Source organism: Kitasatospora sp. NPDC053057, assembly GCF_044546945.1.
Lineage (GTDB): Bacteria > Actinomycetota > Actinomycetes > Streptomycetales > Streptomycetaceae > Kitasatospora.
This window is the reverse complement of the sequence record NZ_JBITZP010000001.1, coordinates 207,269-220,087: the sequence shown is the minus strand read 5'-3', so window position 1 is coordinate 220,087 and position 12,819 is coordinate 207,269. Positions and strand designations below refer to the sequence as shown.

The 12,819-nt window shown below is 74.4% G+C and carries 11 protein-coding genes; 6 read left to right on the top strand and 5 right to left on the bottom strand.

Features of this window, described 5'->3' with window-relative positions:
- Window positions 1-97 precede the first annotated feature (97 nt).
- Complete coding sequence (locus ACIG5E_RS00980) at window positions 98-1,960, bottom strand: NAD-binding protein (RefSeq protein WP_396530650.1); 1,863 nt, start codon at window positions 1,958-1,960, stop codon at window positions 98-100.
- 149 nt (window positions 1,961-2,109) lie between these two features.
- On the opposite strand from ACIG5E_RS00980, the gene ACIG5E_RS00975 reads away from it, so the two are divergent.
- Window positions 2,110-2,709, top strand: a complete 600-nt coding sequence (locus ACIG5E_RS00975) for an HdeD family acid-resistance protein (RefSeq protein ID WP_396530649.1) — start codon at window positions 2,110-2,112, stop codon at window positions 2,707-2,709.
- 50 nt (window positions 2,710-2,759) lie between these two features.
- Here the strand turns inward: ACIG5E_RS00975 and ACIG5E_RS00970 are convergent, their stop codons facing one another.
- Together ACIG5E_RS00970 and ACIG5E_RS00965 are read right to left on the bottom strand one after the other, a co-directional pair.
- Window positions 2,760-3,398, bottom strand: coding sequence for a DUF6461 domain-containing protein (locus ACIG5E_RS00970; protein ID WP_396530648.1), 639 nt, complete (start codon window positions 3,396-3,398; stop codon window positions 2,760-2,762).
- A gap of 52 nt (window positions 3,399-3,450) precedes the next feature.
- On the bottom strand, window positions 3,451-4,869 hold the full coding sequence (locus ACIG5E_RS00965; RefSeq protein ID WP_396530999.1) for a CoA transferase: 1,419 nt from the start codon (window positions 4,867-4,869) through the stop codon (window positions 3,451-3,453).
- Between the two features lie 350 nt (window positions 4,870-5,219).
- Between ACIG5E_RS00965 and ACIG5E_RS00960 the strand changes: the two genes are divergently transcribed.
- Window positions 5,220-5,912: an N-acyl homoserine lactonase family protein gene (locus ACIG5E_RS00960; protein WP_396530647.1), complete on the top strand. Its 693-nt coding sequence runs from the start codon at window positions 5,220-5,222 to the stop codon at window positions 5,910-5,912.
- An 82-nt stretch (window positions 5,913-5,994) separates the two neighbouring features.
- Here ACIG5E_RS00960 and ACIG5E_RS00955 read toward each other — a convergent pair whose 3' ends face one another.
- Window positions 5,995-7,254, bottom strand: coding sequence for a cytochrome P450 (locus tag ACIG5E_RS00955; protein WP_396530646.1), 1,260 nt, complete (start codon window positions 7,252-7,254; stop codon window positions 5,995-5,997).
- A 226-nt stretch (window positions 7,255-7,480) separates the two neighbouring features.
- Here ACIG5E_RS00955 and ACIG5E_RS00950 point away from each other — a divergent pair, with 226 nt between their 5' ends.
- On the top strand, window positions 7,481-8,428 hold the full coding sequence (locus tag ACIG5E_RS00950; protein WP_396530645.1) for a hypothetical protein: 948 nt from the start codon (window positions 7,481-7,483) through the stop codon (window positions 8,426-8,428).
- A gap of 314 nt (window positions 8,429-8,742) precedes the next feature.
- On the opposite strand, the gene ACIG5E_RS00945 is transcribed toward ACIG5E_RS00950, so the two are convergent.
- A complete protein-coding gene (locus ACIG5E_RS00945) occupies window positions 8,743-9,009 on the bottom strand; it encodes a zf-HC2 domain-containing protein (RefSeq protein WP_396530643.1) in 267 nt (88 codons plus the stop codon).
- A gap of 55 nt (window positions 9,010-9,064) precedes the next feature.
- On the opposite strand from ACIG5E_RS00945, the gene ACIG5E_RS00940 reads away from it, so the two are divergent.
- From ACIG5E_RS00940 to ACIG5E_RS00930, 3 genes are all read left to right on the top strand, one after another.
- Complete coding sequence (locus ACIG5E_RS00940; protein WP_396530642.1) at window positions 9,065-9,628, top strand: sigma-70 family RNA polymerase sigma factor; 564 nt, start codon at window positions 9,065-9,067, stop codon at window positions 9,626-9,628.
- A 244-nt stretch (window positions 9,629-9,872) separates the two neighbouring features.
- The gene (locus ACIG5E_RS00935; RefSeq protein WP_396530641.1) at window positions 9,873-11,246 is read left to right on the top strand and encodes an MFS transporter; all 1,374 of its coding nucleotides are present in this window, start codon (window positions 9,873-9,875) and stop codon (window positions 11,244-11,246) included.
- 48 nt (window positions 11,247-11,294) lie between these two features.
- Window positions 11,295-12,665, top strand: coding sequence for a cytochrome P450 (locus ACIG5E_RS00930; protein ID WP_396530639.1), 1,371 nt, complete (start codon window positions 11,295-11,297; stop codon window positions 12,663-12,665).
- Window positions 12,666-12,819 lie beyond the last annotated feature (154 nt).

The window sequence follows — 12,819 nt, the reverse complement described above, 5'->3', positions numbered from 1 at the left end:
ATGACAGCTGACGGATTTCAGATGATGAAATCTGTCAGCTGTCATCCGTTATCTGTCAGCTGTGAGCTGTTACTCGTCGGCTGTTCCCCGCCCCCCGTCAGCCCTCGTCCACCAGCACCGTGTTCAGCCGCGCCAGCCCGCTGCGGGTGGCGGCGACCACGATCCGGTCGCCCGGGGCCAGTCGCCGGGTGCGGTCCGCGAAGCCCCAGTGCAGCTGGTTGCTGCGGGCGAAGCGGGCGGCGATCACCCGGACGCCGCCCGGGTCCTCCAGGTCGTGCCGGTTCAGGCCGATCAGTCCGCTGCCGTCCTCCACCGTCAGCTCGGCGATCAGCAGCACGTGCCGGAACACCGAGAGCGTCCCGCGCACCTCGCTGCCCATCAGGGCGGCGGCGAAGGCGGGCGCGGCCAGGTAGGAGACCGAGCGGGAGGCCGCGTTGTCCAGCGTCCTGTAGAAGTGGCCGGCGAAGTCGTCGTCGAACAGCCGGACCACCACCCGGACGTCGGGATTGCCGTGGCGCGCCTCCAGCGCCGCCTCCAGGTTGGTGGCGTCGTCCCCACTGAGCGCGATCACCGCCCGGCTGTGCTTCAGCCGGGCCCGGCGCAGCTGTTCCTCGAACGGCCCGTCGCCCAGCACGACCGGGATGCCGAGCGCCCGGACGGCGGCGATGCCGCGGGCCTGCGGGTCGCGCTCCACGCAGACCACCGGCACCCCCATCTCGTGCAGCTGGGTGGCGACCCGGGTGCCGGCGTTGCCGAGCCCGACCACGATCACGTGGTCCCGGGTGCCCGCGCTCGGGTTGCGGGGCAGCCCGCGGCGCCCGGAGCCTAGCACCTCGACCGCGATGGCGGTGGCGACCGGCGCGAAGGTGATCCCGCAGATGGTGATCACCACCTGGGCGACCCGCTGCCAGATCCCGCCCGTCCCGGTCCCGGCGGCGATGTCGGCCTGCTGATCGGGCTGGGCCGCGCCGGCCAGGTCGAGCAGTGAGATGTAGACGGTCCAGCCGAAGTCCCGGTTGAGGTACCAGAGCACGGCGAAGGCCATCAGCACCGCGGCGAGCGCGATGAGCAGCACCACCCGCAGCCGGGCGCTGGTGAGGAAGCGCATGGTGTCGAGCACCCGCCAGCGCAGCCGCCGTACCCAGTTGATCGGTTCCCGGGGCTCCATCCGCAACGCCTGCAGCGCGGCGATCCCGCCCGGCGGCTTCTCCGGCTCCGGCTCGGGCTCAAGCCCGGTTTCGAGCCCGGGTCCGAGCCCGGGCTCCGGCGCCGGCGCCGGTTCGCGGCGCACCGCGCCCGGCCGGACCGGTCCCTCGTCGCCGAACTCGCGCGCGAGCCGGACGAACTGGGCCGAGTCGCCCTCCTGTTCCGGCAGTAGGCGGATCTTGCTGAGATCCTGCCGGTCGATGTGGTCGGCGACCACGCAGATCCGGTCCGGGGTGATGGCGTCGTCGAACGCGATGTGCAGGTAGCGGCCGTCGATCTCGACCGAGTTGGGCCGGCCGAGCGCGGCGGCGGCGAAGGCCGGGGCGGCGGTGGCGGAGCCGGAGAGCGCGGCCCCGTTCCTGAGCAGCCGTTCGATGTTCTCGCCGAGGCGTTGGTTGAACATCCGGAACACGATCCGGATGTTCGGGTTGTGGCCCTGGGCGCTGAGCGCGGCGTGGATGTTGTCCTGGTCGCTGCCCTCGACCAGGGCGAGGCCGCGGGCGGTGTCGATGGACACCGCCCGCAGCGCCTCCTCGGTGAGGTTCGGATACTCGACCACGGCCGCGACGCCCGCGATCTGCTCGATCTGCGGCGCGTGGTCGCGGGTGCGGTCGGCGACCAGGACGACGACCGGGACTTCGTAGTGCTCGACGAGTTCCAGGACCAGCCGGTGGGCCAGTGCGTTGCCCCCGCAGACGATGTAGTGCTGGCTGATCGGCTCGACCGGAGGGGTCCCCCACCCTTCAGAAGTCATACCGACAGATGATATCGACGACAGATGGCCGGAGGATGTCCTTCCGGCAGCCGGGATGACTCGAACGGACGTACCCACCGTGCGGTCCGACGATGGCGCGAAGAGGCTGGGGTTCGTTCTCTGCCCCCGACCCCGAGGAGTACGCCGCCGTGGCCCCTCCGATCATCACCCCCGAAGGAACCCCGGTCCAGGGCCCGCTCGGCCTGCTCGCCAAGGCCGCCTGGCAGATCCTGCTGGCCGCCGGTGTGGCCTCGCTCGCCCTCGGGATCGTCGTCTTCGTGTGGCCGCGCGAAACACTGCTGGTGGTGGGCGTGCTGTTCGGCCTCTACCTGCTGGTCATCGGCATCGTGCAGCTGGTCGCCGCGTTCGGCACCCACGCCACCACCGCGCTGCGGGTGCTGGCCTTCATCAGCGGCGCGATCAGCGTGCTGCTCGGGCTGCTCTGCTTCCGCAGCGCGGTGCAGTCGCTGCTGCTGCTCGCCCTCTGGATCGGGATCGGCTGGCTGTTCCGCGGCATCACCCAGCTCGCCGCCGCGATCTCCGACCCGCTGATGCCCGCCCGCGGCTGGCAGGCCTTCGCGGGCGTGGCCAACACCCTGGCCGGTGTGCTGCTGATGGTCTGGCCGGTCGGCTCGATCACCGCGCTGACCGTGCTGGCCGGGTGCTGGCTGGTGATCCTCGGCGTGGTCGAGATCGCGACCGCCATCCAGGTGCGCGGCCGGGCCAAGCGGATCCCGTCCGGGGTCTGACCGGCCGCCACCGCCGCGGAGGCCGCCACCGCTCACGCCCTCGCCCCCTGCTACGGCCGGGGCGCGTAGCCGAGCCGGAAGGTGGCGGCCTCCAGCCGTTCCGGCCCCAAGCGGACGTCGGTCAGCCGCTCGGCGAGCGCGAACGCCGCCTCGGTGTGCAGCGCGTAGCGCTCGCCGTCCAGCGGGAAGCCGCAGGCCGTCAGCAGTTCGACGATGCCGGGGGCCTCGGCGTCCGAGCCGTGCCGCTGGTCGGCGAAGAGCGGCTCGAACTGCAGTCGGCAGGAGCCGTGCTCCCACCAGTTGAAGTGGTCCACCGCGTTGGCGTTCCGGAAGTGCGAGACCAGCCGGGTGCCGTCGGCGAGCCGGGGTATGACGTCGTGCAGGCTGCCGAGGTAGCCGTACGGCTCGACCGCGAGGGCCCAGCCGTCGAGCTCGGTGACGGCGACGAGCAGCCGGTCCTCGTCCAGGTCGAACAGCGCCTCGGCCTCCTCGTCCTCCCCGTCGTCGAAGGTCTCCCACGCCGCGATCACCGCGTCCAGCCCGGTCACCTCCCGGCCGGTCAGGGCGTCGAAGCGGCGCAGCAGTTCGTCGGCGCCGATCCCCTGGACCTGGGTGAGGCAGTAGGCCTCGCCCAGGACGGAGTAGCGCTGTTCGAACCAGGTGTAGTCGGTGGCGTGTGCGGCGGTCATACGCAGGATGTTGCCAGACCTCACTGACACCGACCGCCATACCCCTCGTCGCTCAGAGCCAGACCGGCGCGTCCGTCCCCCAACGCCCGGGTGGGCGCGCCCAGTCGGCGGGCGCACCGTCGTAGCCGATCGGCGGCACGGCGTACCGCAGCCGCCCGTACTCCGAGTCGGTCTCGGTGAGCCAGCGCGCCGCGTCGTACGGCTCGGTGTCCGGGCGCGGCGCGTCCGTCGGCTCGGGAGGGATGCCGTGCAGCAGCCAGGAGGCCGTGCCGGCGAAGGAGAAGCGCAGGTGGCGGCCGCCGGGGCGGTGAGTGCGCTGCTCGGTGAGGGCGCGCAGGACGGCGGCGGCGAGGAGGTAGCCGGTGCCGTGGTCGAGGGCCTGGGCGGGCATCGCACCGGGCCGGCCGTCGGGGGACGCCTCGTGGGCGGCGATACCGACGCCGGCCTGGACCAAACTGTCGAAGCCGCGGCGGCCGGCCCACCGTCCGGTCCAGCCCCAGGCGCAGACCTGGGCCAGGATCAGTTCGGGGCGGCGGGCGAACAGTGCCTCGGGGGCCAGGCCGTGGGCGTCGAGCGAACCGGGCCGGTAGGCGGTGACGACCACGTCGGCGGTGTCGAGCAGGCCCTCGAAGGTGGCCCGGTCGGCCGGGTCGGCGAGGTCCAGGCGGGTGGAGCGCTTGCCGAAGCCGGTGTCGGTGTGGGCGTCCTCGGCCTCGGGCAGCCGGGGCGAGTCGATCCGCAGCACGTCGGCGCCGAGCAGGGCGAGGGTGCGGGTGGCGACCGGTCCGGAGATCACCCGGCTGAGGTCGAGGACCCGGATCCCGGCGGCGGGCCGGCCCAACGGGGCCGCGGGGAGCGGACGGACGGGCGCGGTGCCGACTTCCCGGCACTCCACCAGGGGGTGCACGGCCTTGCTCACCGGCGCGACCGCCACGGCGAGCGCCCCCGCCTCGTACGCGCGCTCCTGGACCTGCTCGGCCGGCAGCTTGCCGAGCGCCTCGGCGAGCTGCTCGGGCCCGGCGTCGGGGGCGAGGCCGAGGACGGCGAGCAACCGATCACGGTGGTGCGGGTAGTTGGCGTGGGTGCGGATCCAACCGTCGGCGGTGCGCCAGAAGCCGGAGAGCGGGGCGAAGCCGACGGGCTTGCGGCCCTCGATCTCCAGGTGCCGCTCGCTGAGGAAGGAGGTGGCGACCGCCCCCTCGTCCACCCTGACGGCGGGCACCGGCCCGCCGCTGCGGTGCGCGGCGAGTTCGGCGGCGGCCAGCGAGCAGGCGGCCACGGTGGCCCGCGCCAGCCGTCGTACCGGCAGGCCGGAGGGCAGGCCGCCCTGCGGGCCGTGGAAGCTCACCCGGTCCAGCAGCTCGGCCGGTCCGCCGAGGGCGGCCCAGACGTCGGCGGTGGGACGGTCGGCGGGCTCGGACGTGGGCCTGGGCGTCGACTCGGACGTGGGCCCGGGCGTCGACTCGGGCATCGACTCGGGCATCGACTCGGGCATCGACTCGGGCGCAGGCGCGGCCTCGGGCTCAATCTCGGGCGGTGTCGGACGATCGGTCATGCCGGGCATTGTGCTCCGCATCCGATCCGCTCGCCGTGACGCACGCCACCGCCCGAGCGGCTCCCGCGCACCGCCCGCGCATCGGCAGCGCTCCGGCACCGGCCGACCACCTGCGAAGCTCCCCGGTCGGCCGGGATTTCCGCAGGTCGGAGACGGTCTGACGAGGAATCAGCCGGACGCCCACCGGGGCTTTCCGACCGACGGGTAGGGTGCGGAACAGCGGCCGCCTCGGCCGACGCACGGGGGCTGAGTGACAAGGGGGACGCATGCACTCGATCCGCCGTCTCGACCTGGGATACATCGTCCGGCCGGCCTCCGAGGTGGGCGGCGCCGAGCCGCGGGTGGAGCCGGTGCTCGCGTACCTCGTCCGCAGCCCGCAGGGGCTGCTGCTGTTCGACACCGGGATCGGCGCGGGCTCGCCGGAGACCGAGGCGCACTACCGCCCGGTCCGCCGCCCGCTGCCGGAGGCGCTCGCCGCGGCCGGCGTCTCGCTCTCGGACATCGACCTGGTGGTCAACTGCCACCTGCACTTCGACCACTGCGGCGGCAATCCGCTGTTCGCCGGAACGCCGGTCCTCGTCCAGTCGCGCGAGCTGGCCGCCGCCCGGCGCGGCGACTACACCATCGACGCGCTGGTCGACTTCCCCGGCGCCGTCCACCGCGAGCTCGACGGCGAGACCGAGATCTGGCCCGGCGTCCGGGTGCTGCCCACGCCCGGGCACACCGACGGCCACCAGTCCCTGCTGGTCGAGCGGCTGGGCGACTGCACGGTGCTGCTGGCCGGGCAGGCGTACGACTTCGCCACCGAGTACGGGCAGGCGGTGCTGGCCCGGCAGGCCGCGCGCGAGGGGGTGGCCACGCCGCTGCCCGGGTACCGGGCCTGGCTGGACCGGGTCGCGGAACACGCGCCGCGCCGAGTGCTCTTCGCGCACGACCACGCGGCCTGGGAGCTCGCCTGACGGATCGCCCCCGAGGCTGGGCGGCCCGGGCAGGGCTCAGCCGGGGCTCAGAAGGCGCAGCGAGCGGGGGCTCAGGCGGGGCTCAGAAGGTGAAACGCAGCGAGCGGACCCGGTGGTCGAAGCTGGACGGGACGAGCACCGGCTCGCCGACCGACCGCGCCTCGGGCAGCCGGGTGAACAGTTCGCGGAACAGTGCCGTCATCTCCTGCCGGGCCAGGTGCACGCCGAGGCAGTAGTGCGGTCCGCCGCCGCCGTAGCCGAGGTGGCGGTTGGGGGTGCGGGTGATGTCGAAGGCGTCGGGGTCGGGGAAGACCGTCTCGTCCCGGTTCGCCGAGCCGTAGTACAGCGCGACCTTCTCCCCCGCCCGCAGCAGCGGACCTCCCGGGCCGCCGAGTTCGTGGTCGACGGCGACGGTCCGGCGGAACTGGACGATCGGGGTGGCGTGGCGGACGATCTCGTCCACCGCCCCGTCGAGCCGTCCGTCCAGATCGGCGAGCAGCAGCGCGCGCTGCTCGGGGTGGACGGTCAGCAGGTGGAGACCGTGGGCGAGCGCGTTGCGGGTGGTCTCGACCCCGGCGACCAGCAGCAGGCTGAAGAAGGCGCCCAGCTCGCGGCCGGTGAGTCGGCGTCCGTCCACGTCGGCGGTGACCAGCGCGGAGATCAGGTCCTCGGCGGGCCGGCGTCGGCGCTCGCGGCCGATCGCGGCGACGATGCCCTGCATCCGGGCGAGCGCCGCCAGCCCGCGCCCGGGAATCCGCAGCCGGCTGCGCCGCGTCCGGGCCACGCCGGTGCCCTCGGAGGCGCGGTTGACCAGGTCGAGGATGGTGCGGCGGGGCTCCTCCGGGATGCCCATCATGGAGCAGATCACCCGGAACGGGAGCTCGGCGGCGACCGGGCCGACGAAGTCCTCGGGCCGGCCGCGTTCGACCTCGTCCACCACGGCAACGGAGATCCGGCGGACGTCCTCCTCGACCCGGCCGAGCAGGCGCGGGGTGAAGGCCCGGGAGACGATCCTGCGCAGCTGGGCGTGCCGGGGGTCGTCGAGGTTGACCATCGAGTCGCCGAACAGCAGCCGGACCCAGCGGGCCGGTTCCGGGGTGGTCACGCCGGGGCCGGAGCGGAAGACGACGGGGGTCCGGCTGGCCTCGACCACGTCGGCGTGCCGGACCAGGGCGTGGAAGCCGCGGCCGGTGGCGCGGTCGCCGAAGTAGACCGGGGCGGGGCGGCGGCGCAGCTCGGCGAAGGCCGCAGCGCGGGCGGGGGCGGGTAGCCGCCAGAAGCGGGGGTCGGCGAGATCCGGCGTGCCCGCCGCCGGGGTGGGGACCTCCGTCGGAGTGTCCATGGCCGCGCCTCCTGCTTCCGATGGCTTCGTTCCGGCACATACGTTCCGTGCCGGAGTGTGCACATGTAGTAAGCATCAGGTGCGCGTGTCAAGTCGGTTCGACGATCGGGTGAAGCGGTGCTAAAAGCGGTTGATCAGTCGACCCGACGGGCCGGGCATGGTCTCACGGACCGGAACCGGCCATGACCCGAGGGTGCGGTACGGCCGGGGCGCGGCGGGTGCGACGATGAGTGCCATCGTGATGACCGACCGGATCCGCCTGCTGCGCGCCGCGGTCTTCGCCGCGCTGTGCGTGGCGATGGCCTCCACGGCGCACGTCACCATGGCCGGGGCCGGGGTCTCGCCACCGGTGCTGCTCGGCGCGTTCGGAGCAGTCCTCGGGCTGACCTGGCTGCTGGCCGGGAAGCAGCGCGGAATCGGTGTGATCAGCCTTTGGATGGTCGCGGCCCAGAGCGCGCTGCACCTGCTGTTCCAACAGGCCGGGACGGTCGGCCGCGGGGGCGCCGGTCTCGGCCGGCTCGCCACCACGGACTGGGCCGCCCTGCTGCTCTGCAACCCGGACCGGGCCGGCGGCGGGCTCTCGCCCGTCGAGCTGGCACGGATGGCGGGCATCGACCCGGACGTCCCGCCGGCCACCGGCAGCCTGCGGCCGATGGCGGGGATGCACCACGGGGCGGCGGGGTCGCTCGACGGGGCGGCCCTGGACATGGGCCTGCCGGGGGCTACGGGCATGCCGGGGATGACCGGGATGTCGGGCATGTCCTCGGGGATGCCGGGGACGTCGGGCATGCCCTCGGGGATGCCGCACCAGATGTCCGCCGCAATGTCCGGTCAGATGTCCGGTCAGATGTCCGGCGGGATGTCCGGCGGGATGTCCCACGGCATGTCGACGGGGATGGCCCTCGCCCACGTCCTGGCGGCGCTCGCCTGTGCGCTGCTGCTCTGGCGCGGTGACGCCGCGCTGGTCCGGGTCTTCGAGCTGCTCACCGCGCTCGGGGCGATGGTCGCGGGGGCGCTGCTGCTCCCGCTGCTGACGCTGTTCGCACGCCCCCTCGGGTACCGCCCGCCCGCCGCGCCCCGGCCCGCCGACCGGCCGGCCCGGCTGCCCCGGTCGGTGCTGCTCACGCATGCCGTCGTGCGGCGAGGGCCGCCGGCGTTCGCGCTCGCCTGCTGACGCGCCCGCCGCGCTCCCCCCTCCGGCCGGACTCCGGCCGCTTCCGGGACCTTCGCGTCGGGCAGGTCGCCCTGCCGCGCCGCCGCGCCCTGCGCCGTCACGTCCAGTGCCGTCGCGCCTCGCGCCGCCGTGCTGTCAGGGCTCGGGCCCGCGTCCGCGTCCGCCGACGTCCCCTGCGGGAGGTGCGGTGTGCCACGTGGCCGGCCCACGGACGCCTGCGGTGCCGCTGTGCGCGGCGCCGCTCCCAGCCTTCCCCTCGGGACCTTCCCATGCCTCACTTCGACGGCGCACCGGTTCGCACCGGCGCCACCGTCCTACCGCTCCGCGGCCTGCGGCCCCTCCGGCGCCTGACCGACCGGAGCGTCCACACCCAGCCGGGCCGGCAGCCAGGCCGCCCACGCCTCCGACGGCCCGTCGGCAGCGGCCGCCGACACCTGGTCACGCAGTCGCTCGGCCCGTTCCAGCCAGTCCCGACAGCCGGTGCAGCGCGCCAGATGCCCGTCCAGCCGGGCGCCGGACAGACCGCTCGGTTCGCCGTCGAGCCGGGCGGACAGAGCGGTACGGAACTGCGCACATCTCATACGACCATCGTCCCGCACGGCTCTCGGGCGGGGACCGGCAAGGTCGGAGGCCGCCGTGGATGACGACCAGCTCACCGCGCTCGCGCTGACCGCCCGCTCGGGCCAGGCCGCCGACGTCGAGGCCTTCGTCCGGGCCACCCAGCGGGACGTCTGGCGCTTCGTCGCCCATCTGACCGACGTCCAGTCCGCCGACGACCTCGCCCAGGAAACCTTCCTGCGGGCACTGCGCGGCCTCCCCGCCTTCGCCGGGCGCTCCTCGGCCCGCACCTGGCTGCTGTCGATCGCCCGGCGCACGGTGATCGACCGCTACCGGATGGCCGCCGCCCGGCCGCGCTGCGCGGCGCTACCGGACTGGCAGGAGGCGGCGGAACGGCAGGGCGGCACCCCGGCGGCCGGGTTCGAGGACGGGATCGCCCTCGGCGACCTGCTCGAACGGGTGCCCGCGCAGCGGCGGGAGGCCTTCGTGCTGACCCAGGTGGTAGGGCTGACCTACGCCGAGGCGGCCGAGGTCGCCGGGTGCCCGGTCGGCACCGTGCGCTCCCGGGTCGCCCGGGCGCGCGAGGAGTTGATAGCGCGACTGCGGGCGGCCGAGGCCGGGGAGCTCGCGGCCGCCTGCTGAGCGGCGGGCCGGCCGAGTTGCCCGACAGCGGACGGCCACCGGACGACAGATGACAGATGACAGATGACAGCGAACGGATAACAGATTTCGAAATCTGTTATCCGTCATCCGTTCGCTGAAAGCTGTTCGCCCGGGAAAATTCCGCCAAGTGTTCGGAACCAGAGCCCCCGCGCCCCCGACTGCTGTACCGGACGCCGCCGCCGAGGCGGCGCCCGGTACGGCGACGGGGGAACGGAGGACCTTCATGCGAGCACAGAACCCCACACCGACCAGCGACCTGGCGCACCATCAGTCAGAGCCGGAGGACCGGTGGAGCCTGGTCGTGGCCGCCGGGCTGCTCTCGTTCGTCGCGATGCTCGACATGAACGTGGTCAACCTGGCGCTCACCGACATATCCTCCGGCCTGCACGTCTCCGCCGGGGTCGCCCAGTGGGCCGTCCTCGGTTACCAACTCCCCCTGGTGGCCCTGCTGTTGCCCGCGGGGCGATGGCTGGACCAGGTCGGCGCCCGGTCCGCGCTGCTGCTCGCGGTCAGCTGCTTCGCGACGTGCAGCGTGCTGGCCGCCCTTGCCCCGTGGGCGAGTTGGCTGATCACGGCACGTCTGCTCCAAGGCGCCTTCGGGGCCGTGCTGTTCGTCCTGATGCCGGTGCTGGCCGCGACCTCCGTCCGGCCGGAGCTGCGCGGCCGGGCGATGAGCGTGCCCGCGACCCTGGGACCGCTCGGCGCCGTCACCGGCCCGGTGGTCGGCGGCCTGCTGCTGGACCACCTCGGCTGGCGGGCGATCTTCCTGGTCAAGCTGCCGGTCTGCCTGGCCGCCGTCCTGATCGTGCGCCGGAACGCCCCGCGACGCGGCGGGCTGCGCCTGCCCGACCGGGGTTCGCTCGGCGACGCCGCCCTGATCGGTGGGGCGGTGGCCGCCGTCCTGCTCGGGCTCACCCTGGCGCCGAAGGCCCCGCAGTGGCTGCTGCTCGCACTGCCCGCCGCGCCGCTGGTGCTGCTGTGGCTGCGCCGCCCGGGCGGTCGGCCGGTCGCCGAGGTGCTGCGGGCCGCCGGGACCACCGGGGTGAACGCCTCGGTGCTCGCGCTCGCCGCCGGCTTCGCGGCCTGCCAGTACCTGCTCGTCCAGTACCTGCGCGGCCCGCACGGCGAGAGCGCCACCGCCACCGCGCTGACCATGCTGGCCTTCCCGCTCGGCATGGTGCTGGCTGGACGGATCGGCGGCCGGCTGGCCGACCGCTGGGGCGCCCGGCCGACCGCGCTCAGCGGCGCCGTCGTCACCACCTGCGGCCTGGCGCTGCTCGTCCCGGTGGACTCCGGCTGGTCCACCCTCGACATCGCCGCGCGGCTCGCCCTGGCCGGTGCCGGGATGGGCCTCAACGGCGGCCCCACCCAGGCGCTGGTGATGACCGCCTCCCCGCCCGGGAAAATCGCCACCGCCGGCTCCGCCGTCCAGCTCTCCCGCAGCCTGGGCTTCGCCCTCGGCCCGGCCTTGGCCACCGCCGCCGCCCTGGCCGGCGACCGGCCCGGCAGCAGGACGCACGCGGGCGTCGCCCTGGCCGCCCTGGTCGCGGCCACCGCCGTGGTGCTGCTCGCCCGGTACCGCCGCCCGCAGGCCTGACACCCGCCCAGAACACCGCCGCCCCACCCTTCCGGAGGAAGCACACCCATGACCGACACCGTCCGCACCCCGCCCCCAGCCGACGCCGCGACCGCGACCGCTACCGCTACCGCTACCGGGACCGAAGCCCCGCGCTGCCCGTACGGCCACAACCGGCTGCCCAGCCCCGTCCCGCTGTACGGCCCGGACTACAAGACCGACCCGTACCCCCTCTACCGCCGGATGCGCGAGGCCGGGCCGGTGCACCGGGTGGAGTTCCCGAGCGGCATCCACGCCTGGCTGGTCACCGGCTACCAGGCCGCCCACGCGACCCTCAACGACCCCCGGCTCGGCAAGAACCACGCCCTGGGCAACGACAACTGGCGCCGGCTGGCCTCGATCATGCCGGAGCCACAGCACTCCCAGCTCCAGGTCCACCTGCTGCACCAGGACCCGCCCAAGCACACCGCGATGCGCCGCCTGGTGCTGGACGCCTTCGCGCCGCGCCGGGTGGAGTCGCTGCGCCCGCGGCTGCAGGAACTCGCCGACGCCCTGGTGGACGAGCTGCCCACGGCCGGCGGCGCCGATCTGGTGGCGGGCTTCGCGGCCCACTACCCCTTCCGGGTGCTGGCCGAAGTCATCGGCCTGCCCGCCGAGTTGGCCGTCCGCTTCGACCGCGACTGGGGCAAGGTGGTCCAGCCGGTCGGGCCCCAGGACCCGGGCCGTCCGGCGTACGAGGCGCGGCTGCGCGGCCTGCAGACGTACATCTCCGAGGTGGTCGCCCGCAAGCGCGCCGACCACCGCGCCCCCGGCTGGGACGAGCACGAGGACCTGCTCGGCCGGCTCGTCGCCGCCCACGACGCGGGCGAGTTGAGCCGCGAGGAGCTCGACTCGATCGTGTTCCAGCTGCTGGTCGCCGGGCAGGAACCGGTCACCAACCAGATCACCACCATGCTGATCGCACTGCTGCGCCACCCCGAACAGCTCGCCGAGCTGCGCGCGGGCCTCGACGAACCCGGCCGCCTGGCCCGGGCGGTGGAGGAACTGCTGCGCCACGACGCCGCGTTCGAGCTCACCACCTGGCGCTTCTTCGCCGAGGACAGCGACCTGTTCGGCACCGCCGTCCCGGCCGGCGACTCGGTGATCGTCTCGCTCTGCGCCGCCAACCGCGACGACGAGCAGTTCCCCGAGGCCGACCGCCTCGACCTCGACCGCACGCCCAACGCCCACCTCGCCTTCGGCCACGGCATCCACTACTGCCCGGGCGCCGCCCTGGCCCGGGCCGAACTCCAGATCGCCGTCGCCACCCTGCTCACCCGGCTGCCCGGGCTGCGCCCGGCCGCCGCGCCCGGGGACGGCCTGGACGAACTCGCCTGGATCCCCGCAGTCCTGGCCCGGGGCGTCAACCGGCTACCGGTCGCCTACGACCGGCGCGACTGAGCACCGGCGCCGGACCGTACCCGCCCCGCGCCCACCAAGCCAGCCGGGCAGCCACGGCTCGGCCACGGCTCTGCCCGCCCGAAGCCCGTACGCCCGTACGCCCGTCCATCCGTGGAGGAGATCCATCATGCCGCCCGTCGGCACCGCCCCCATC